General features: G+C 71.1%; 19 protein-coding genes. 15 read left to right on the forward strand and 4 right to left on the reverse strand.

Annotation, left to right across the window (positions count from 1 at the left end):
• The first annotated feature begins 26 nt into the window (after positions 1-26).
• A complete protein-coding gene (locus QSK39_RS31890) occupies positions 27-1646 on the forward strand; it encodes an AMP-binding protein (protein WP_285481549.1) in 1620 nt (539 codons plus the stop codon).
• Here QSK39_RS31890 and QSK39_RS31895 read toward each other — a convergent pair.
• Complete coding sequence (locus QSK39_RS31895; protein ID WP_285481550.1) at positions 1633-2181, reverse strand: TetR/AcrR family transcriptional regulator; 549 nt, start codon at positions 2179-2181, stop codon at positions 1633-1635. The genes QSK39_RS31890 and QSK39_RS31895 overlap by 14 nt on opposite strands.
• 120 nt (positions 2182-2301) lie before the next feature.
• Here QSK39_RS31895 and QSK39_RS31900 point away from each other — a divergent pair, with 120 nt between their 5' ends.
• From QSK39_RS31900 to QSK39_RS31915, 4 genes are read left to right on the forward strand one after another with little or no spacing between them, the layout of a single operon-like run.
• A complete protein-coding gene (locus tag QSK39_RS31900; RefSeq protein WP_285481551.1) occupies positions 2302-3411 on the forward strand; it encodes a LuxR C-terminal-related transcriptional regulator in 1110 nt (369 codons plus the stop codon).
• 51 nt (positions 3412-3462) lie between these two features.
• Positions 3463-4437, forward strand: coding sequence for a zinc-binding dehydrogenase (locus QSK39_RS31905; protein WP_285481552.1), 975 nt, complete (start codon positions 3463-3465; stop codon positions 4435-4437).
• A 10-nt stretch (positions 4438-4447) separates the two neighbouring features.
• Complete coding sequence (locus QSK39_RS31910) at positions 4448-5230, forward strand: enoyl-CoA hydratase/isomerase family protein (RefSeq protein WP_285481553.1); 783 nt, start codon at positions 4448-4450, stop codon at positions 5228-5230.
• Between the two features lie 60 nt (positions 5231-5290).
• Positions 5291-6910: an AMP-binding protein gene (locus QSK39_RS31915; RefSeq protein WP_285481554.1), complete on the forward strand. Its 1620-nt coding sequence runs from the start codon at positions 5291-5293 to the stop codon at positions 6908-6910.
• Here QSK39_RS31915 and QSK39_RS31920 read toward each other — a convergent pair.
• A complete protein-coding gene (locus tag QSK39_RS31920; RefSeq protein ID WP_285481555.1) occupies positions 6894-7295 on the reverse strand; it encodes a MaoC/PaaZ C-terminal domain-containing protein in 402 nt (133 codons plus the stop codon). The genes QSK39_RS31915 and QSK39_RS31920 overlap by 17 nt on opposite strands.
• A complete protein-coding gene (locus QSK39_RS31925) occupies positions 7292-7717 on the reverse strand; it encodes an FAS1-like dehydratase domain-containing protein (protein ID WP_285481556.1) in 426 nt (141 codons plus the stop codon). Before QSK39_RS31925 ends, QSK39_RS31920 begins: the two co-directional genes overlap by 4 nt.
• 63 nt (positions 7718-7780) lie before the next feature.
• On the opposite strand from QSK39_RS31925, the gene QSK39_RS31930 reads away from it, so the two are divergent.
• Positions 7781-8950 carry an acyl-CoA dehydrogenase family protein gene (locus tag QSK39_RS31930; protein WP_285481557.1) on the forward strand — a complete coding sequence of 390 codons (1170 nt, stop codon included), beginning with the start codon at positions 7781-7783 and terminating at the stop codon, positions 8948-8950.
• 1 nt (position 8951) lies between these two features.
• Positions 8952-10829: an AMP-binding protein gene (locus QSK39_RS31935; RefSeq protein ID WP_285481558.1), complete on the forward strand. Its 1878-nt coding sequence runs from the start codon at positions 8952-8954 to the stop codon at positions 10827-10829.
• 6 nt (positions 10830-10835) lie between these two features.
• On the opposite strand, the gene QSK39_RS31940 is transcribed toward QSK39_RS31935, so the two are convergent.
• On the reverse strand, positions 10836-11612 hold the full coding sequence (locus QSK39_RS31940) for a FadR/GntR family transcriptional regulator (RefSeq protein WP_285481559.1): 777 nt from the start codon (positions 11610-11612) through the stop codon (positions 10836-10838).
• Positions 11613-11722: 110 nt separating this feature from the next.
• Here QSK39_RS31940 and QSK39_RS31945 point away from each other — a divergent pair, with 110 nt between their 5' ends.
• The 8 genes from QSK39_RS31945 to menB are packed head-to-tail and all read left to right on the forward strand — an operon-like array spanning position 11723 to position 19579.
• Positions 11723-12739: an acyl-CoA dehydrogenase family protein gene (locus QSK39_RS31945; protein WP_285481560.1), complete on the forward strand. Its 1017-nt coding sequence runs from the start codon at positions 11723-11725 to the stop codon at positions 12737-12739.
• Positions 12740-12797: 58 nt separating this feature from the next.
• A complete protein-coding gene (locus QSK39_RS31950; protein ID WP_285481561.1) occupies positions 12798-13964 on the forward strand; it encodes an acyl-CoA dehydrogenase family protein in 1167 nt (388 codons plus the stop codon).
• Positions 13964-14698: an SDR family NAD(P)-dependent oxidoreductase gene (locus QSK39_RS31955; protein WP_285481562.1), complete on the forward strand. Its 735-nt coding sequence runs from the start codon at positions 13964-13966 to the stop codon at positions 14696-14698. The genes QSK39_RS31950 and QSK39_RS31955 overlap by 1 nt, the downstream gene beginning before the upstream one ends.
• The gene (locus tag QSK39_RS31960) at positions 14698-15873 is read left to right on the forward strand and encodes a thiolase family protein (protein ID WP_285481563.1); all 1176 of its coding nucleotides are present in this window, start codon (positions 14698-14700) and stop codon (positions 15871-15873) included. The genes QSK39_RS31955 and QSK39_RS31960 overlap by 1 nt, the downstream gene beginning before the upstream one ends.
• A complete protein-coding gene (locus QSK39_RS31965) occupies positions 15870-17078 on the forward strand; it encodes an acetyl-CoA hydrolase/transferase family protein (protein ID WP_285481564.1) in 1209 nt (402 codons plus the stop codon). Before QSK39_RS31960 ends, QSK39_RS31965 begins: the two co-directional genes overlap by 4 nt.
• Positions 17075-17989 (forward strand): hydroxymethylglutaryl-CoA lyase, encoded by a 915-nt coding sequence (locus tag QSK39_RS31970; protein WP_285481565.1) that lies wholly within the window; start codon positions 17075-17077, stop codon positions 17987-17989. The genes QSK39_RS31965 and QSK39_RS31970 overlap by 4 nt, the downstream gene beginning before the upstream one ends.
• A gap of 10 nt (positions 17990-17999) precedes the next feature.
• The gene (locus QSK39_RS31975) at positions 18000-18758 is read left to right on the forward strand and encodes an SDR family NAD(P)-dependent oxidoreductase (RefSeq protein ID WP_285481566.1); all 759 of its coding nucleotides are present in this window, start codon (positions 18000-18002) and stop codon (positions 18756-18758) included.
• Entirely contained in the window at positions 18755-19579 is an 825-nt protein-coding gene (gene menB / locus QSK39_RS31980; RefSeq protein ID WP_285481567.1) for a 1,4-dihydroxy-2-naphthoyl-CoA synthase, read from the forward strand. The genes QSK39_RS31975 and menB overlap by 4 nt, the downstream gene beginning before the upstream one ends.
• Positions 19580-19587: the final 8 nt, after the last annotated feature.

A 19587-nucleotide genomic window follows, 5' to 3' on the forward strand; every position in this document is an offset into this window, starting at 1 on the left:
ATCACTGATGGTCGGAAGGGCTGCCGATGACGCACACGATCTCCGTTCACGACCGGTACGCCGAGGCCGACATCAAGGCCTTCTACGAGGCCGGATTCTGGCGCCCGGAGGGGCTTTCCGCCCTGCTGGACGGGCAGGCCGAGGCTCGCGGCGGCAAGGTGTTCGTCTCCGACGGCACCAGTGAGCTCACCTACGCGGATCTTCGCGACCAGGCTCTTGCCGTGGCCGGCGGGCTGGCCGGGCTCGGCGTCGGCCACGGCGACCGGGTCGCGGTGCAGCTGCCCAACTGGACCGAGTTCTTCGTCGTCGCCGCGGCGGTCAACCGCCTCGGGGCGGTGCTCGTGCCGATCATGCCGATCTACCGGGCCGAAGAGGTCGGCTACGTCCTGCGGCACTCCGGCGCGAAGGTGGCGGTCACCTGCCGCGAGTTCAAGGGGTTCGACTACCTCGCGATGTTCACCGCGCTGCGGGGGAGCTGCCCGGACCTGACGGCCGTCGTCGCGGTCCGCGGTGACGGCGACGTCCGGCTCGACGACCTCCACCGGCCCGGGGTGGAGCTCGGTCCGGCGCCGTCGCCCGACGACGGCTTCCTCATCGTCTACACCTCCGGCACGACCGCGCGGCCGAAAGGCTGTTTCCACACGCTGAACACCGTGCGCGCCAGCGCCGCCGCGATCGCGCGCAGCGTCGGCTACGGCGAGGCCGACGTGCAGTTCGGACCGTCCCCGGTCACCCACAGCACCGGGCTCGCCACCAGCTTCCTGCTGCCGCTGCTGACCGGCGCGGCCTCGCACCTGATGGAGGCGTGGGACCCGGCCGAGGCGTGGCAGCGGATCGCGAAGTTCGGCTGCACCGCCGCGGTCACCGCGACGCCGTTCCTGCAGATGCTCATGGGCGCCTACGACCCGGACCGGCACGACGCGGCGAGCCTGCGCCTGTGGGTCTGCGCGGGCTCGCCGATCCCGGGTTCGGTCGTGCGGCGCGCGGGGGAGCAGTTCGCCGGGTGCCGGGTCCTGAGCCTCTACGGCCGCTCGGAAAACTTCCTCACCACCATGTGCACGCTCGACGACGCCCCGGACCGGTCGGCGACGTCGGACGGCTCCGCGATCGCCGGGGCGTCGGTGAAGATCGTCGACGAGCTCGGCGAGGAGGTGCCGCGAGGCACCCAGGGCGACATCACCTACCGCGGTCCGAGCCACATGCTGGAGTACTACCGGGATCCGGAGCAGACGGCCGCGCTGTTCACCGCCGACGGCCGGTCGCGCTCCGGCGACCTCGGCGTGATGGACGCCGACGGCTACGTGCGCGTCACCGGGCGGCTCAAGGACATCGTCATCCGCGGCGGGCTCAACATCAGCGCCCGGGAGCTGGAGGAGCTGCTCGTCGAGCACCCGCGGGTCGCCGCCGTCGCCGTGGTCGGGATGCCCGACGAACGGCTCGGGGAACGGGTCTGCGCTTACGTCGTCCCGGCCGGTGAGCCGCCGTCGCTCGCCGACTTGACGGGCTACCTCCGGGAGAAGGACGTCGCTACGCCGAAGCTGCCCGAACGGCTCGAGGTGCTGGACGAGCTGCCGATGACCGCGACCGGAAAGGTGCGCAAGCACGTGCTGCGCGACGACGTCCGCCGGAAGCTCACTCCAAAGTAGACAGTCCGGTCGTCGCGTACCCGGTGATCAGGTCGGCCAGCGACGGCGTGCTCGCCAGCGCGGTGGGCCAGTAGGCGACCGAGAAGATGACGCCGAGGCAGGCCTGCGTGCCGGCCGCGACCTCGGCGGGGCCCGCGCCGGGGAAGCGGCGGGCCACCGCGGCTTCCCAGCGGGCGAGGTACTGGCGGCGCCGGCGGTCGAACTGGCGCTTCCACGGTTCGACCAGTGACCGGTCCTCGCGCTGGTAGACGTTCACCAGGTGCCGGTGGGAGAGGGTGAACCCGACGTGGTGGCGGATCAGCCGGTCCAGGTCCTCGGCCGGGTCGTCGTGCACCGGCGCGGTGGCGCTGAGCAGCTCGTCGAGCGCCTCGTTGAACAGCGAAGCGAGGATTTCGTCCTTGCCGGAGAAGTGCCGGTAGAGCGCGGGGCCGCTGAGCCCGGCCCGCTTGCCGAGCTCGTCGACCCCGACGCCGTGGAAGCCCTTCTCGAAGAAGACGGCGGCGGCCGTATCCAGGATCTTGCGCTCCCTGTCCACCCGCCGAACCTAACACAGGACTGTGAACGATCGTTATTGTCGGGCTACCATCGGCGGCGACTCCCGATCGCGACGAGAGGGGCACGACGACGTGCGCGCATTCCTGCCGGGCCCGCGGCCGTGACCACCGGTGGCCGGACGTCCGAGCTGCTCACCCAGGTGCGCTCGGCCCTCGAGCGGGCCGGGATGCCGTCGGCCGGAGCGAGCGATCCGGAGTCCGCCGAGGTGGCCCTGACCGCCGCCGCGGGCGAGCTCGGCGAGCGGCTGACGGTGGGAACGGCGGATCCGGCCCGGACCGGCGCGGTGCTGGCGGAGGTCTACGCCCTGCGGCACGAGCTGGGCGAGCTCCGCGAAGGTGAGCGGGCGCGGCGGCGGGCAGCGCTCGACGCGAGCCTGGTCCGGCTCGGCGCGGTGACGGATTCCGACGAGCTGCTGGACCGGGCGTGCGAGGCGGTCGTCGGGGGCTGCGGGTTCGGCCGGGTGATGCTCTCGCGGGTCGACGGTTCGCTGTGGCGGCCGTGGAAGTCCTACGCGGTCGGCGACCGGGAGGCGGAACGGACGTTCCGCGAGTGGATCACCGCGATCCCGGAGATCCGGCTCGACCACCTGCTGCTGGAGACCGAGATGGTCCGCAAGCGGCAGCCGGCCCTGGTCACCGACCCGGCGCACGACCCGCGGGTGTACCGGCCGCTCCTGCGGGCGTCGGCGCTCACGTCGTACGTCGCGGCGCCGCTGCTGCCGACCGGGCGCGTCATCGGGTTCCTGCACGCCGACCACGTCGACGGCCCGGTGACCGCGCTCGACCGGGACCTGCTGTGGGCTTTTGCGCTCGGCTTCGGCCGGCTCTTCGAACGGGCCGTGCTCCTGACGCGGCTGCGGGAGCAACGCGAGCAGGTGCGGGTCGCGATGCGCACCGTCGAAGCCGTTCTGGACGACCTGGCCTCCGCGGAGATCGACCTGACCCGGCACGCCGCCGTCGCCGAACTGCGGCCGTCGCGGACGCGGCCGCACTCGTCGGCCGCGCTCGAGAAGCTGCTCACCGGCCGCGAGCGCGAGGTGCTCGCGCTGATGGCGACCGGCGCGACCAACAACCGCATCGCCGACGAGCTCGTCATCACCAGCGGGACGGTCAAGTCCCACGTCAAGCGCATCCTCCGCAAGCTGGGCGCGGAGAACCGGGCGGAGGCGATCTCGCAGTACCTCCGGCTGGCCATGGCCGATCCCTCTTGAGCGCTCCTCCGGGTTAGGGTCTAATGGTACGACCTTAATGAGGAGGCAAGTGTGCGGGCGATCGTCCTGCGGGAGTTCGGAGCGGCGGGATGCTTGCGGCCGGAGGAGGTTCCCTCACCGGCCGGGCGCCCGGGTGACGTGGTCGTCCGGTTGCGGGCGAGCGCGCTGAACTGGCACGACGTCCTGGTGCGGCAGGGCCGGTACGGTTCGCCGCTGCCGCACGTCCCCGGCGCCGACGGCGCGGGAGTGCTGGACACCGGCGAGGAAGTCGTGATCCTGCCGTCGCTGGGGTGGGGTGCCGGCGAGGCCGCGCCGGCGTCCGGCTTCGAGATCCTCGGCGACCACCGGCCCGGGACGTACGCCGAGGCGGTCTCGGTGCCGGCGGAGAACGTCGTCGCCAAGCCCGCCGGGTACAGCTGGGCGCAAGCGGCCGCGCTGCCGTTGGTCGGCGTGACGGCGTTCCGCGCCTTGTTCTCGCGAGCCGGGTTGCGGAGGGGTGAGTCCCTGCTGGTGCTCGGCGCGGGCGGCGGCGTCGCCACGACCGCGGTGCTGCTGGGCTCGGCGGCCGGAGCGACCGTCTGCGTGACGTCGTCGTCGGAGGCGAAGATCGAACGAGCGCGGGAAATCGGCGCCGCCGCGGGAGTCCGGTACACCGAGCCGGACTGGGCTGCCGCCGCTCGGGCGCTCGCGCCGGGCGGCGAGGGGTTCGACGTCGTCCTCGATCCCGTCGGGGCCTGGCAAGACTCGCTGCGGGCGCTGAAACCCGGCGGGCGGCTGGTCGTGCTCGGGGCGTCGCGCGCCGAACAGGTGCCGCTCGACGTGCGGTCGTTCTACTTCGGCCAGTTCAGCCTGCTCGGCACGACCATGGGCAGCCCCCGCGACTTCGCGGCGCTGCTGGGATTCCTGGCCGAGCACGACGTTCCGCCGCCGGTGCTCGACCGGACGTTCCCGCTCGACGAGGCGGCGGCCGCGCACGAGTACCTCGAAAGCGGTGACGGCTTCGGCAAAGTCGTCCTGACGCACTGAAGGAGCACGCATGCCGGAACTGGTGCGCTACCGGGTCGACGACCACGGCGCCGCCTGGGTGACGCTCGACGATCCGAAGACCCGGAACGCGCTGGGCGACGAACTCCTCGACGAGCTCCTGGCCGCGTTGGAGGCCGCGCGGGCCGACGACGGGGTGCGGGTCGTCGTGCTGGAGTCGTCGCACGAGCGGATCTTCTCCTCGGGCGGCAACCTGAAGGCGTTCGCCGACGACCGGCCGCCGATCGCCAAGTACGCCGGGCTCGACCGGTTCCCGCGGCTGTTCAAGCTCATCGCCGCCCTCGGCAAGCCGGTGCTCTGCGCGGCGGGCGGTGACGTCCTCGCCGGGGCGTTCGGGCTGGCGCTCGCCTGCGATCTCGTGGTGGCCAAGGAGTCCGCGCGGTTCGGCTGCCCGGAGATCAACGTGGGTGCCTTCCCGTTCATGATCTCCGCGCTCATCTTCCGCAACGTCGGCCGGCTCAAGGCGAACGAGCTGATGATGCTGGGGGACACGGTGTCCGCCGCCGAAGCCGCGGCGCTCGGCGTCGTCAACAAGGTCGTCCCCGATGCCGAGTTCGACGAGACCGTGCGGGTGTGGGCGCATCGCGTCGCCGGGAAGTCGCCGCTGCTGATGAAGCTGGGCAAGGACGCACTGGACTCGACCCGGGACCTCGACCTCGGCCAGGCCCTGGATGTGCTGCAAGCGCAGCTGGCGCTCGCGTTCACGACGGAAGACCTGGTCGAGGGCGTGCGGGCGTTCCGGGAGAAGCGCGAACCGGTGTGGCAGCGGCGTTGACGTTTTGGTCTAACCATATTACCGTCGAACCAGAATCGCCGAGATCGAGGATGATCGCCGATGATGACGGTCCACGACCGCTACTCCGCCGAAGAAATCCGGCAGTACTACGCGACCGGCCGCTGGCGCCGGGAAACCCTCGCCGACCTGCTGGACGCCCAGGCCATCGAACGCCCGGACAAGGTCTTCCTGACCGACGACACCGAATCCCTGACGTTCAAGGGGTTGCGCGACAGCGTGCTGCGGCTCGCGATCGGCCTGCGACGCCGGGGCGTCCGCACGGGGGACCGGGTCTGCGTCCAGCTGCCGAACTGGGTGGAACTCGTGCAGGCCGCGGCGGCGTTGTCGCGGCTCGGCGCGATCATGGTGCCGATCATGCCGATCTACCGGCGCGACGAAGTCGGTTTCATCGCGCAGAACGCCGGCGCGCGCCTGGTGATCACGGCCGAGACGTTCAAAGCCTTCGACTACGCCGGCATGTACCGCTCGCTCGGCCTCGAGCAGGTGGTCGTGGTGCGCGGGTCGGCCGGGACGCCGTTCGAGTCGCTGTTCGCCGACGTCGACCCGGACGAGGCGGCGGCCGAACTCGGCCCGGCCGCGGACCCTGACGATCCCTTCGTCATCGTCTACAGCTCCGGGACGACGTCACGCCCCAAGGGCTGCGTCCACACGTTCAACACCATGGCCTGCGGTTCCCGGCTGCTGGCGACGGCGTTCGGCTACACCGCCGACGACGTCCAGTTCGGGCCGTCACCGATCACGCACACGACCGGCCTGGTCACCAGCGTCTTCCTGCCGCTGATGCACGGCGCCGGCTCGCACCTCATGGCCGCGTGGGAACCGCGCAGCGGCGCGGAGCACATCCGCCGGTTCGGCTGCACCGCCGCGGTCACCGCGACGACGTTCCTGCAGATGCTCATGGACGTCTACGACCCGGCCGAGCACGACGCCGGCAGCATGCGGCTCTGGGTGGCCGCCGGCGCGCCGATCCCCGGCAGTTTCGTGGAGCGGGCGAGGCGGTTGCTGCCGGACTGCCGGATCCTCAGCCTCTACGGCCGGTCCGAGAACCTGACCACGACGACGTGCACGGTCGACGACGACCCCGCGCGATCGGTGACGTCCGACGGCCGGGCACTGCCGGGCAGCTCGGTGAAGATCGTCGACGACCTGGGCGCGGAAGTGCCCCGCGGGACCGAAGGCGACATCGCCTACCGCGGTCCGTCGCACATGCTGGGCTACCTCGGCAACCCCGCCGAGACCGCGGCGCTGGACACGCCCGGCGGCTACTCCCGCTCGGGCGACCTCGGCGTGATGGACGACGAGGGGTACGTGCGCGTCACCGGGCGGCTCAAGGACATCGTGATCCGGGGCGGGATGAACATCAGCGTCCGGCAGATCGAGGACCTGCTGACCGAGCACCCGGCCGTCGCGGCGGTCGCGGTCGTGGGCATGCCGGACGTGCGCCTGGGGGAGCGGATCTGCTGCTACGTGGTCCCGCAGCCGGGCCGCGCGGTCACGCTGGACGAGATCAAGGAGTTCCTACTGGGTCGGGACTTGGCGATCCAGAAGCTCCCGGAGCGCCTCGAAGTCGTCGAGCAGCTCCCGATGACGGCGACCGGCAAGATCCAGAAGCACGTGCTGCGCGCCGACATTGCGGAGAAGCTCAAGATCGCCGTGTGATCGCGGCGCGAGCCCGGATCACGGGCTCGCCGCCGCGGTTCGCGGCCAGCTCCAGCGCGGCGCGGTCACCGTCCACAGTGGTCACTTCGCCGCTGAACCGGAGGACGTCGCCCAGGAACACCGGCGCCACGAACCGGACCTCCAGTTCGCGCAGGTGCTCCACGCCCGCCCAATCGCTCAGCCACGCCGCGAGCATGCCGGCGTGCAGCTGGCCCATCGCGAGCACGCCGGGGAACCCCGCGGCCTCGGCGAAGGCGGGGTCGTGGTGCAAGGGGTTGAAGTCGCCGCCCGCGCCCGCGAACCGGACGACGTCGGTCTGGGTCACCGGGCCGATTTCGCGGGCCGGCACCTGGTCGCCGGCGATGACCTGAACCGGGGTCCTCATGCTTGCGCTCCTCGCTCGATCAGGGTTTCCCGCACCACCACGACGCTCTCGCCCGCCGTGTCGACGTAGTCGGTCTCCAGGGTCACGATCCGCAGCGCACCCTTGCGCCGATCGTCGACGACGCGGCGGACGCCGTGCACGCGGTCACCGGCGAGCAAGGGGCGAACGTAGGTCCACTTGACCGACCCGACCACGACGCGGTCGAACGCCAAGCCGAGCTTCTCGACGAAACGGCGCTGGTCGCGGTGGTGCCCGGCGACCACGACGTGCGTCGGTGTCGCCGGGAGCCGGGCGAACCCCGCGGCTCGTGCCGAGGCCTCGCTCGTGTGGACCGGATCCTCGGCGAAGGTCGCGCGCGCGAACTCCAGGATCTTGCCCCGCTCGACGTCGAAAGTGACCTCGTCGACGAAGTCCGCTGTCACAAGCCCTCCCGTTTTGGTCAGACCTATATTAACATCGGACCGTAGCATCACGAAGGAGTGCTGATGGATCTCGCGGACTCGCCGGAGGAGGCCCGGTTCCGGGCCGAGCTCAGGAAGTGGCTCGCGGACACGCTGCCGAACCTGCCCTGGCCGGAGCCGCCGGACCTGGAAGGCAAGCTGCCGTTCTGGCGGCAGTGGCAGGCCCTCCTGTTCGATGCCGGGTACGCAGGCCTGTCGTGGCCGAAGGAGTACGGCGGCCAAGGTGCCGGCGAGAAGCTGCGCGCGATCTTCACCGAGGAGACCGACCGCGCCGGCGCCCCGGAACGGCTCAACATCATCGGCGAGGACTTCGCCGGCCCGACGATCGCCGGCTTCGGCACGGAGACGCAGAAGGAACGCTTCCTGCGGCCGATCCTCACCGGTGCCGAGATCTGGTGCCAGCTCTTCTCCGAACCCGAGGCCGGCTCGGACCTCGCGTCGCTGCGCACGAAGGCCACGAAGGTCGACGGCGGCTGGATGATCCAGGGCCAGAAGATCTGGACGAGCCGCGCCCAGCTGGCCGCGCACGCGATCCTCCTGGCCCGCACCGGCGGCGGCCCGCGCCACAAGGGCATCACGTACTTCCTGCTCCCGATGGACAGCCCCGGCGTCACCGTCCGGCCGCTCGCCCACATGCTCGGCGAGGCCGAGTTCAACGAGGTCTTCCTGGACGACGTCTTCGTGCCGGACGACCTGGTCGTGGGGGAGGTGGACGGCGGCTGGCGCGTCGCCATGGGCACGCTGGGGTACGAGCGCGTCGCCATCGCCACGGGCCGCGTCAACACCAAGCGCGCGGTCGAGGACATCATCGCCGACATCGCCGCCCGGACCGGGCCGGACGGCCGTCCCCTCGGGACGGACCCGCTGATCCGCCAGCGCGTCGCGGACCTGTACGGGCGCGCACTCACGCATTACCTGATCGGCCAGCGGGTCGTGACGCAGGCCAGCGAAGGCGAGCCACCGGGCCCGGTGACGTCGATCGGGAAGCTGTACTTCTGCCCGCTGGTCGAGGACCTGGCCGACTTCCGGCTCTCGCTCGACCCGCTGGGTGGCCAGCTCGGCCTCGACGAAGAGCCGGACGCGCGCTGGCTGCGGCTGGCCTACCAGGCCCGCGGCACGGCGATCGCCGGCGGCTCGACCTTCATCCAGCGCAACATCGTCGCCGAGCGGATGCTCGGCCTGCCGAGGAGCTGACGTGTACACCTGGACCCCGACCGAGGAGTACGTCGAGCACGCCCACGTCACCCGGCTCGCCCGGGCGCACGGTCTCGGCTCGATCGCCGAACTGCGCAAGGCTTCGGTGGCCGACATCGGCTGGTACTGGGACGCCGTCGTGCAGGACCTCGGACTGCCGTTCGGCAAGCCCTACGACCAGGTCGTCGACCTTTCGCGCGGGATCGAATACCCGGACTGGTTCGTCGGCGGGGAGCTGAACATCGCGCAAGCCTGCCTGGACCGTTGGGTGGCTGCCGTGCCCGACCGGACGGCCGTCGTGCACGAGGCCGAGGACGGCACGGTCCGGTCGCTGACCTTCGCCGAACTCGGCGCGGAAGCCGCTCGCGTGGCGGCCGGGCTTCGCGCGTTGGGCATCGGCCGCGGTGACGCCGTCGGGTTGTTCCTGCCGATGACCCCGGAAGCCGTGATCGCCTGCTACGCCGTGGCGCGGCTCGGAGCGGTCCTCGTGCCCCTGTTCTCCGGGTTCGCGCCCGGGGCCATCGCCGCCCGGCTGCGGGACGCCGACACGAAGGCGGTGATCGTCGCGGACGGGACCGTGCGCCGGCGTCGCGAAGTCGCCATGAAACCGTTGCTGGACGAGGCTTTGCGGTCGTGCCCGGCCGTGGAGCACGTCGTCGTGGCCGGGGAGTCCGGGTGGACGGGACTGCCGGACGGCGAGCCGGTCGCGGCGGAACCGATGGCCGCGACGGACACGCTCTTGCTCGCCTACACCTCCGGCACCACCGGGAAACCCAAGGGGGCGGTGCACACCCACGCCGGGTTCCTCGTCAAGACGGCCAGCGAGGTCGCGTACTCCTTCGACGTCGGCGAGGGCGGCGTCTTCTGCTGGATCACCGACATGGGCTGGATCATGGGCCCGCTGTCGATCTTCGGCACGCACGCCAACGGCGCGACCCTGGTGCTGTACGAAGGATCTCCGGACGTACCGGACCTGAACCGGTTGTGGCGCCTCGCCGAACGGCACCGCGTCACGATGCTCGGGGTGTCGCCGACGCTGATCCGGACGCTGCGCACGTCGTCGCCGGCGTCCTTCGACCTGTCCTCGGTGCACACGCTGGGCTCGACCGGCGAGCCGTGGGACCCGGACTCCTACGAATGGCTCGCGGTCGACGTCTTCGGTGGCCGGGTCCCGATCATCAACTTCTCCGGCGGCACCGAGGTGGGCGGCTCGTTCCTCGCGCCGTACCCGGTCGAGCCGATCCGCAGCTGCTCGCTCGGCGGTCCGTCGCTGGGCATGGACGTCGACGTCGTCGACGACGCCGGGCGCCCGGTGCGCGGCGAGGTCGGCGAGCTGGTGTGCCGCCAGCCGTGGCCGGCGATGACGCGCGGGGTGTGGAAGGACGACGAGCGCTACCGGGAGGCGTACTGGTCGACGTTCCCCGGGATATGGCGCCACGGCGACCACGCGATCGTCGACGCCGACGGCCAGTGGTACCTGCGCGGCCGCTCCGACGACGTCATGAACATCGCGGGCAAGCGGCTGGCCCCGGCCGAGGTGGAAGCCGTGCTCACCGCGCACCCGGCGGTCGCCGAAGCCGCCGCGGTCGGGGTCCCGGACCCGAAGAAGGGCGAGACGGTTTGGGCGTTCTGGGTCCCGCGTGCCGGTGCTTCCGACGACGTCTCGGCGGAGCTGCGGGACCTGGTCGCGACCGAGGTCGGCAAGCCCTTCGCGCCGAGTGTCGTCCGGCGGGTGACGCAGCTGCCCAAGACGCGCTCGGCGAAGATCCTGCGCCGCGCGGTCCGGGCGGCCGCGCTCGGCCAGGACCCGGGGGACCTGTCCGGTGCGGAAAACCCCGACGCGCTCGACGACATCCGCGCGGCCGTGGCCGATGCGTGACGCCGGTTACGAGTCCTCGACGAGGATGTCCGTGCGCTCGTCCACCTGAAGTACCGCTTCGGCGTACGCGTGGACGTGACGGCTCATCCGGCGGACGGCCGCATCGGGATCCTGGGCGCGGATCGCGTCGGTGATCGAGCGGTGGGCGCGGACCGTCGTCTTGCGGACCTCGGCGTCGACGAAGTCCTCGTTCTCGGTCGCCGTGTAGATCGCGCGGGACAGCGCCGTCATCATGCCGGTGAGCAGCTCGTTGTGGCTCGCCGTCGCGACGCCGACGTGCCAGTCCACATTGGCCTGCAGGAACTGGGCCAGCGTGCCGTCGGTGTCGGCGATCGCCTTGTTCGCCGCGTCCAGCCGGGCCAAGTCGGCGTCCGTGCGGTTGCGGGCCGCCAGCCGGGCGCAGAACGGCTCGATCGCTTCACGCGTCTCGAGCAGGGCGGCCAGCCGGATCTGCTGACCGCGGATGAGCAGGCCGACCGACGACGCCACCGCCTCCTGGCCGGGGCGCTGCACGAACGCGCCGCCCGCCCGGCCGGTCTTGATCCGCACCAGGCCTTGGACCTCGAGGATGCGCAGCGCTTCACGTACGGTCGTGCGGCTCATCGCCGTCTGGGTGACCAGTTCGCGTTCCGGCGGCAGCGCGGTGCCCTCGGGGAACTCGCCGGTCAGGATGCGCTCGCGAAGGTCGTTCGCGAGCACGTCGGAGGCCTTCGGCACCTCCATCGGACTGAGCCGGACCGGCGATCGGACGGTCTTGGGCTCCTGCGCGCGAGCGCCCGTCATGTGGTTCTCCCAACAAGTGGTCTAACGGTCTGACCTAAGTTACCATTTTCGCAGTATCGTCCGCGATGCATTGAAGCAGTAGTCGGCACCGGAATCCGGGAGGCGCGGGCATGCGGTGGACCCTGACCGAAGACCAGGAACTGTTCCAGGAATCCTTCAAAGGCTGGCTGGAGCGGTTCGCGCCGGCGGACCGGGTGCGGAGCTGGCTCGAGGCCGGCGATCCCACCCCGTTCGAACGCCGGTTCGTCGAAGAAGGCTGGTTCACCGTCGGCACGGCCGAGGAAAACGGTGGTCAAGGCGGCGGGTTGGTCGAATTGACGCTGGCCGCCGAAGAACTCGGCCGTGCCGTGGCGCCGTCTTCCGCGTGGCTGGCGGCGGTGCTGGCGGCCCCATTCCTGTCCGGAAAGCCCGAATTGGCGGCCAGTTCTCTGGAGGACGGTGAATTCGCCGTTCTCGCGCTGAGTGCCGATCGTCCACTGGATGCCGACGGGCAGACGGGGGAGTACGTGCTCGCCGGCGATCGGGCCCGGCGGTTCCTCGTTCCGGACGGTGATCGCGTCCTGCTCGCCGAGGCTTCCGCCGTGCCGCGCAAGCTCCTGGACCGCAGCCGGTCGGTCGCCGACCTCGTGGTGGAACCCGGGGAGGTCGTGCTGTCCGAGGGCGGACAGGTGTTGCGGCGGCAGGCGGCGTTGCGGGCCGCGGTGCTCGTCGCCGCCGACAGTCTCGGTGCCGCGGAACGGATGCTCGGCCTCGCCGTCGAGTACAGCAAGCAGCGTCACCAGTTCGGCGTCCCCATTGGGTCGTTCCAGGCCGTCAAGCACGCGGCCGCCACCATGCTGGTCGACGTCGAAGCGGCGCGCTCACTCGTCTACTACGCGGCCGCGTCGGTCGAGGCCGGCCACGAGGACGCGGTCCTGCACGCGGCCGCGGCCAAGGCGCAGGTCTGCGCGGCGGGGGAGCGGGTCGCCGACAGCGCGCTCACCGTCCACGGCGCGATCGGCTACACCTGGGAGCACGACCTGCAGCTGTTCTACAAGCGCGCCAAGCTGAACAACCGGCTCTTCGGTGGCCCCAGTGTCTGGAACGAGCGTCTCGCTGCCGCGCTCCCGCTGGTTCCCGTGGCCTAGCTATTTGGTCAGTCCTTTTGTATAGTCAGTCCATACATGGAGTAGCGGGAGACTTGCTGTGGACTTTGAGCTGACCGAAGACCAGGCCACGATCCGGGCGGCCGTGGCCGAGCTGGCGGGCAAGTTCGACGACGACTACTGGCTCGCCAAGGACGAGGCCCACGAGTTCCCGGCCGAGTTCTACGACGCGTTCGCCCAGGGCGGCTGGCTCGGGATCACCACGCCGGAGGAGTACGGCGGTCACGGCTTCGGCATCACCGAAGCCGCGCTGCTGCTGGAAGAAGTCTCCGCGTCGGGTGGCGGGATGAACGCCGCGAGCTCGATGCACCTGTCCATCTTCGGCATGCACCCGGTGATCAAGCACGGCTCCGAGGAGCTGAAACGCCGGACGCTACCGCGGATCGTCACCGGTGACCTGCACGTCTGCTTCGGCGTCACGGAACCCGGCGCCGGCCTCGACACCACGCGGATCACGACGTTCGCCCGCCGCGACGGCGGCCACTACGTCGTCAACGGCCGCAAGGTGTGGATCTCCAAGGCCGTGGAGTCCGAGAAGGTCCTGCTGCTGACCCGGACCACGAAAATCGAGGACGTCGAGAAGAAGACCGACGGGCTCACGCTGTTCCTCACCGACCTCGACCGCGCGCACGTCGACATCCGGCCGATCCGCAAGATGGGCCGCAACGCCGTGACGTCGAACGAGCTGTTCATCGACGACCTGCGCGTGCCCGTCGAAGACCGCGTCGGCGAAGAAGGCCAAGGCTTCAAGTACATCCTCGACGGCCTCAACCCCGAACGGATGCTCGTCGCCGCCGAAGCGCTCGGCCTCGGCCGGGTCGCGCTGAAACGCGCCGTCCGCTACGGCAACGAACGCGAGGTGTTCGGCCGGCCGATCGGGATGAACCAGGGCCTGCAGTTCCCGCTTGCAGACTCGCTCGCCCGGCTTGACGCCGCGGAACTGGCGCTGCGCAAGGCGACCTGGCTCTACGACAACGGCAAGCCGTGCGGCCGCGAGGCGAACACGGCCAAGTACCTCTGCGCCGACGCCGGGTTCCAGGCCGCCGACCGCGCCTTGCAGACCCACGGCGGCATGGGCTACTCGGAGGAGTACCACGTCGCGCGGTACTTCCGCGAAGCCCGGCTGCTCAAGATCGCCCCGCTGAGCCAGGAGATGGTCCTCAACTACCTCGGCTCGCACGTCCTCGGCCTCCCCAGGAGTTACTGATGTTCCGACTCGACGGCCGCGCCGCCCTGGTCACCGGGGCCGGCGGCGGAATCGGCGCGGCGGTGGCGAAAGCGTTCGCCGACGCCGGCGCGAAAGTCCTCGTGACCGACATAGACGAACAGGCGGCGAAGACCACCGCCGAGGCCATCGGCGCGGAGTACTGCGTGCTCGACGTCCGGGACGCCGCGGCCGCGGCCGAAGCGGCACGTCAAGCGGCCGCGCTCGCCGGGGGCACGCTGCACATCCTGGTCAACAACGCGGGCGCGATCGCCCCGGCGATGTTCCCCGACCTCACCGAAGAGGCCTTCCGGCGGGTCCTCGACATCCACGTCGTCGGGAGTTTCGTCTGCAGCAAGGCCGTCCTGCCGTACCTGCCCGACGACGGGACGGGCCGGGTCATCAACGTGACGTCGGCCGCCGGTCTGACCGGCACCATCGGCCAGGCCAACTACGGCGCCGCGAAGGCCGGGATCATCGGCTTCACCAAGTCGCTGGCCAAGGAACTGGCCCGCCGCAACGTGACCGTGAACGCGCTCGCCCCGCTGGCCGCGACGGCGATGACGGAAAACATCCGCGGCAACGAAAAGCTCGCCGCGAAGACCCTCGCCCGGATCCCGCTCGGCCGCTGGGCCGAGCCCGGCGAGATCGCCGGCAGCTTCGTCTTCTTCGCCTCCGACGCCGCCGGGTACATCACCGGCCAGGTGCTGCCCGTCGACGGCGGGACGGTGATCTGATGCGCCACGGACGCGAAGTGCTCATCGCGGAAGCCGTGCGGACCCCGATCGGGAAGTCCCACCCGGAGCGCGGCTGGTACCGCGACACGCACCCGAACGCGATCCTCGCAGCGTGCTACACCGAGCTGCTGACCCGCGGCGGGATCGCGCCGGACGTCGTCGAGGACCTCGTGATCGGCTGCACCGCGCCGTTCGGCGAGCAGTCGCGCAACATCGGCCGCAACGCATGGCTGCAGGCCGGCTACCCGCCCGAAGTTCCCGCCGTGACCCTCGACCGGCGGTGTGGCTCCGCGCAGACCGCGATCGAGATGGCGGCCGGCCTGGTCGGCACCGGGACGCACGACGTCGTCATCGCGGGCGGCGTCGAGCACATGGGTCACGTGCCCATCGACTCGCCGGTGAAGATCCAGGAGCTGTACGGCGACCCGTGGCCGGCGGAGCTGCGCGAGCAGTACTCCTTCGTGCACCAGGGCGAGAGCGCCGAGCTGATCGCGGATCGCTGGGACATCGGCCGGTCCGAAATGGACGAGTTCGCCGCCCGCTCGCATCGGCTCGCCACCGAAGCCCGGGACGCGGGCCGCTTCGACGCCGAGATGATCCCCCTGGACCTGGCGGGGGAGACCCGCCGCAGCGACCAGAGCATCCGCCCCGGCGCCAGCGTCGAGACCCTTGCCGGGCTGAAACCCGCGTTCCGCAAGGAGAACGGCCGGATCACCGCGGGCAGCTCGTCGCCGATCTCGGACGGCGCCGCCGCGGTCCTGCTCGCGTCCCCCGAGGCCGTGGAAGAGCACGGACTGCGCGCACGGGCCCGGATCGTAGACCAGCTCACCGTCGGCGTGGACCCGATCATCATGCTGACCGGGCCGATCCCGGCCACCCGCAAACTGCTGGACCGCAACGGCATGACCGTGGCCGACATCGATCTGTTCGAGGTCAACGAGGCGTTCAGCTCGGTCGTCCTGGCCTGGGAGCGCGAGCTGAAGCCGGACCTGGACCGCGTCAACGTCAACGGCGGTGCCATCGCGCTCGGCCACGCGGTCGGCGCGACCGGCGCCCGCTTGATGGCGACCATCGTCGCCGAATTGGAGCGCCGGGACGCCGAGTTCGGCCTGGTCACGATGTGCTGCGGGGGCGGGCTCGGTACCGCGACGCTGATCCAGCGGCTCGGCGCATGATCGACCTGAGCGCCTTCGTCAAGCCCGGCGACGGTGTCTGGTGGAGCCAGGCCAGCGCCGAGCCGACGCCGCTCGTGCACGCCCTGCTCGACCAGGCCGACGCTTTCGGCCCGGTGCGCGCGTTCTGCGGTCTCAGCTGGGACGAACGCCTGACGCGGCACCTGCCGGAGAGCGTCGCGCTGTCGTCCTACGGCGCGCTCGGCGAGCTGCGGCGGCTCGACCGGCTCGCCATCGTCCCGTGCCACTACTCGGCACTGCCGCGCCTGTTCGCCGAGGGCGCCCTGCCGTCCGACGTCGGCTTCGTGCAGGTCTCGCCCCCGGACGCCGACGGCACGTGCTCGCTCGGCGTGGGTGTCGACTACATCGCCGACGCCCTCGCGCACACGCCGGTGCTGATCGCCGAGGTCAACCGGCGGATGCCCGCGACCACCGGGACCCCGCGCATCCCGCTGAGCCGGTTCGCCGCGGTCGTCGAGACCGACCGGCCCCTGGCCGAAGCCCCGGTCCGCGCGGCCGACGACATCGAGCTGGCCATCGCCCGGCACGTCGCCGACCTGGTCGAGGACGGCGACACCCTGCAGCTCGGCGTCGGGTCACTGCCGACCGCGGTGCTCGACGCGCTGGCCGGGCACCAGGACCTCGGCGTCCACTCCGGGATGATCTCCGACGGCGTGCTCCGGCTCGTCGAGAAGGGCGTCCTCACCGGCGCCCGCAAGGAGATCGACCGCGGGCTGATCGTCACCGGCGCGGCGCTGGGCAGCACCGAGCTGTACGACCGGCTGCCCGAACTGCCGGTCGAGTTCCGGCCCGCGAGCTACACCCACGCGCCGCAGGTGCTGGCGCGCCTGAGCCGGTTCGTCTCGGTCAACTCGGCCATCGAGGTCGACCTGACCGGCCAGGTGGGCGCCGAGCTGCGTCGCGGTGTCCACATCGGAGCGATCGGCGGGCAGGCCGACTTCTCCCGCGCCGCCGCGCTGACCGGAGCCCGCTCGATCATCACCGTGCGCGCCCGCTCGGGCGCGCACTCCACGATCGTCCCGCGCCTGCACGGCCCGGTCACCACCGGACGGTCCGATGTGGACCACGTCGTCACCGAGCACGGCGTCGCGCACCTGCGTGGCTGCGACCTGACCGAACGGGCTCGCCGCCTGGCCGCGATCGCGGCGCCCGAGTTCCGCGAAGAGCTGCTGAAGGGAACGAAATGAGGCCGGAGCGAGTCCACGTCCGCGAGGTCGGGCCGCGCGACGGGTTCCAGAACGAGCCCGAGCGCATCCCGACCGACGAGAAGGTGCGGCTGATCAACGCCTTGAGCCGCACCGGCCTCAAGCGCATCGAGGTGGCGAGCTTCGTCCGCGCCGACGTCATCCCGCAGCTGTCCGACGGCGCCGAAGTGCTCGACCGGATCGACGTCCCCGGAGACGTCCGGCTCATGGTGCTCGTCCCGAACAGCAAGGGCCTCGACAACGCCCTGAAGGCCCGCGAGAAGTTCCACGAGGCCGCCATCTTCGTCAGCGCGTCGGAGACCCACAACAAGAAGAACGTCAACCGCGCGATCGCCGAGACCATGGCGGACAACGACGTCATGGCCCGCCGGATCACCGACGCCGGGCTCGGCTGCGCCGCGGTCATCGCGACGTCGTTCGGCTGCCCCTACGAGGGCAAGGTCCCGCTGGACACGGTCCTCGGCCTCGCCGAGCGCTTCGCCGAGGCGGGCGCGACCGAGGTCGGGTTCGGCGACACGACCGGCATGGCGAACCCCGCGTACGTCTCGGAGTTCTTCGCCGCCGCCCTGGACCGGCTGCCGGGCGTCGAGGTCACCGCGCACTTCCACAACACCCGCGGCCAGGGGCTGGCCAACGCCTTCGCCGCGCTCGAAGCGGGCTGCACCAGCTTCGAGTCGAGCTTCGGCGAGCTGGGCGGCTGCCCGGTCCCGCCCGGCTCGACCGGCAACATCGCCACCGAAGACCTGGTGAGCATGGTCCACGAGATGGGCGTCGCCACCGGGATCTCGCTGCCCGCCCTCATCGACGCCGCCCGCGACGTCCAGGACGTCCTCGGCCGCAAGCTGACCAGCCATTCGATCGTCGCCGGCCCCATCGAGTGGGCTCACGCGTAAAGGAGAGAACATGAGCAACCGCGTCGCCCTCGTCACCGGTGGTGCGCAGGGCATCGGGCAGGGCATCGCGCTGGCCCTCGGCGAGCACGGGCACCGCGTCGCCATCGCCGACCTCAACCTCGAGGCCGCGCAGGCGACCGCCGAGAAGATCACCGCGGCCGGCGGCAGCGCGCTCGCGGTGCAGGCCGACATCACCGACACCGCGTCCGTCCAAGCGGCCGTCAAGACGGTCACCGATGAGCTCGGGCCGGTCGAGATCGTCGTCAACAACGCCGGCTGGGACGACTTCATGAAGTTCCTCGACACCGACGAGGACTTCTGGGACCGCATCCTCGACATCAACTTCAAGGGCGCGCTGCGGGTGATCCGGACCGTCGTCCCGGGCATGATCGAGCGCGGCTACGGCCGGGTGATCAACATCGGCTCCGACGCCGGCCGGGTCGGCTCGTCGCTGGAAGCCGTCTACTCGGGGGCCAAGGGCGGGATCATCGCCTTCACCAAGACCCTCGCCCGCGAAGTCGCGACCAAGGGCGTCACCGCCAACACCGTCTGCCCCGGCCCGACCGACACCCCGGCGCTGCGCAAATTCGCCGACAGCTCCGGCCAAGACGCCGACAAGGTGCTCGGCGGCATGGTCCGCGCGGTCCCGATGAAGCGGCTCGCCCAGCCCGAGGACATCGCCGCCGCCGTCGCGTTCTTCGCCTCCGACGCGGCCGGGTACATCACCGGGCAGACGCTGTCGGTCAGCGGCGGGTTGACCATGGCATGAGCGTGGACTGGAAGGAGGCGGGTGCCTACGAGGACATCCGCCTCGAGCACAGCGGCGACGGGATCGCCAAGATCACGATCTGCCGCCCGGAGGTGCGCAACGCCTTCCGGCCGCAGACCCTGGTCGAGATCTCCGACGCGCTCGACGCCGCCCGCGAGGACACATCGATCGGCGTGATCATCTTGACCGGCGAGGGCGACCTGGCGTTCTGCTCGGGCGGCGACCAGCGCGTGCGCGGCGACACCGGGTATGTGTCCGAGCCCGGCCGCCCGGGCCGGTTCCACGTCACCGACCTGCACGTCCAGATCCGGCGGCTGCCCAAGCCCGTGGTGGCCATGGTCGCGGGCTACGCGATCGGCGGGGGACAGGTCCTGCAGCTCGTGTGCGACCTCGCGATCGCGGCCGACAACGCCCGCTTCGGCCAGACCGGCCCCCGCGTCGGCTCGTTCGACGGGGGCTTCGGAGCCGGCCTGCTCACCCAGCTCGTGGGGTCGCGCAAAGCCAAGGAGATCTGGTTCCTCTGCCGCCAGTACGACGCCCGGCAGGCCCTCGAGATGGGGTTGGTGAACACCGTCGTCCCCTTGGCCGACCTGGAAGCCGAGACCGTCGCGTGGTGCCGGGAGATGCTGGAACTGTCGCCGTTCGCGTTGCGGCTGCTCAAAGCCAGTTTCCACGCCGCCGAAGACGGGCTCGCCGGGATCCAGCAGCTCGCCCACGACGCCAACCTGCTCTTCTACGCCTCGGAAGAGGCCCAGGAAGGCCGCGAAGCGTTCAAGGAGAAACGCGCCCCCGACTTCGCGCGCTTCCCGCGCCGTGCCTGAACCGTCCA

Source organism: Amycolatopsis sp. NBRC 101858 (assembly GCF_030269325.1).
GTDB classification, from domain to species: Bacteria; Actinomycetota; Actinomycetes; order Mycobacteriales; family Pseudonocardiaceae; genus Amycolatopsis; species Amycolatopsis ponsaeliensis.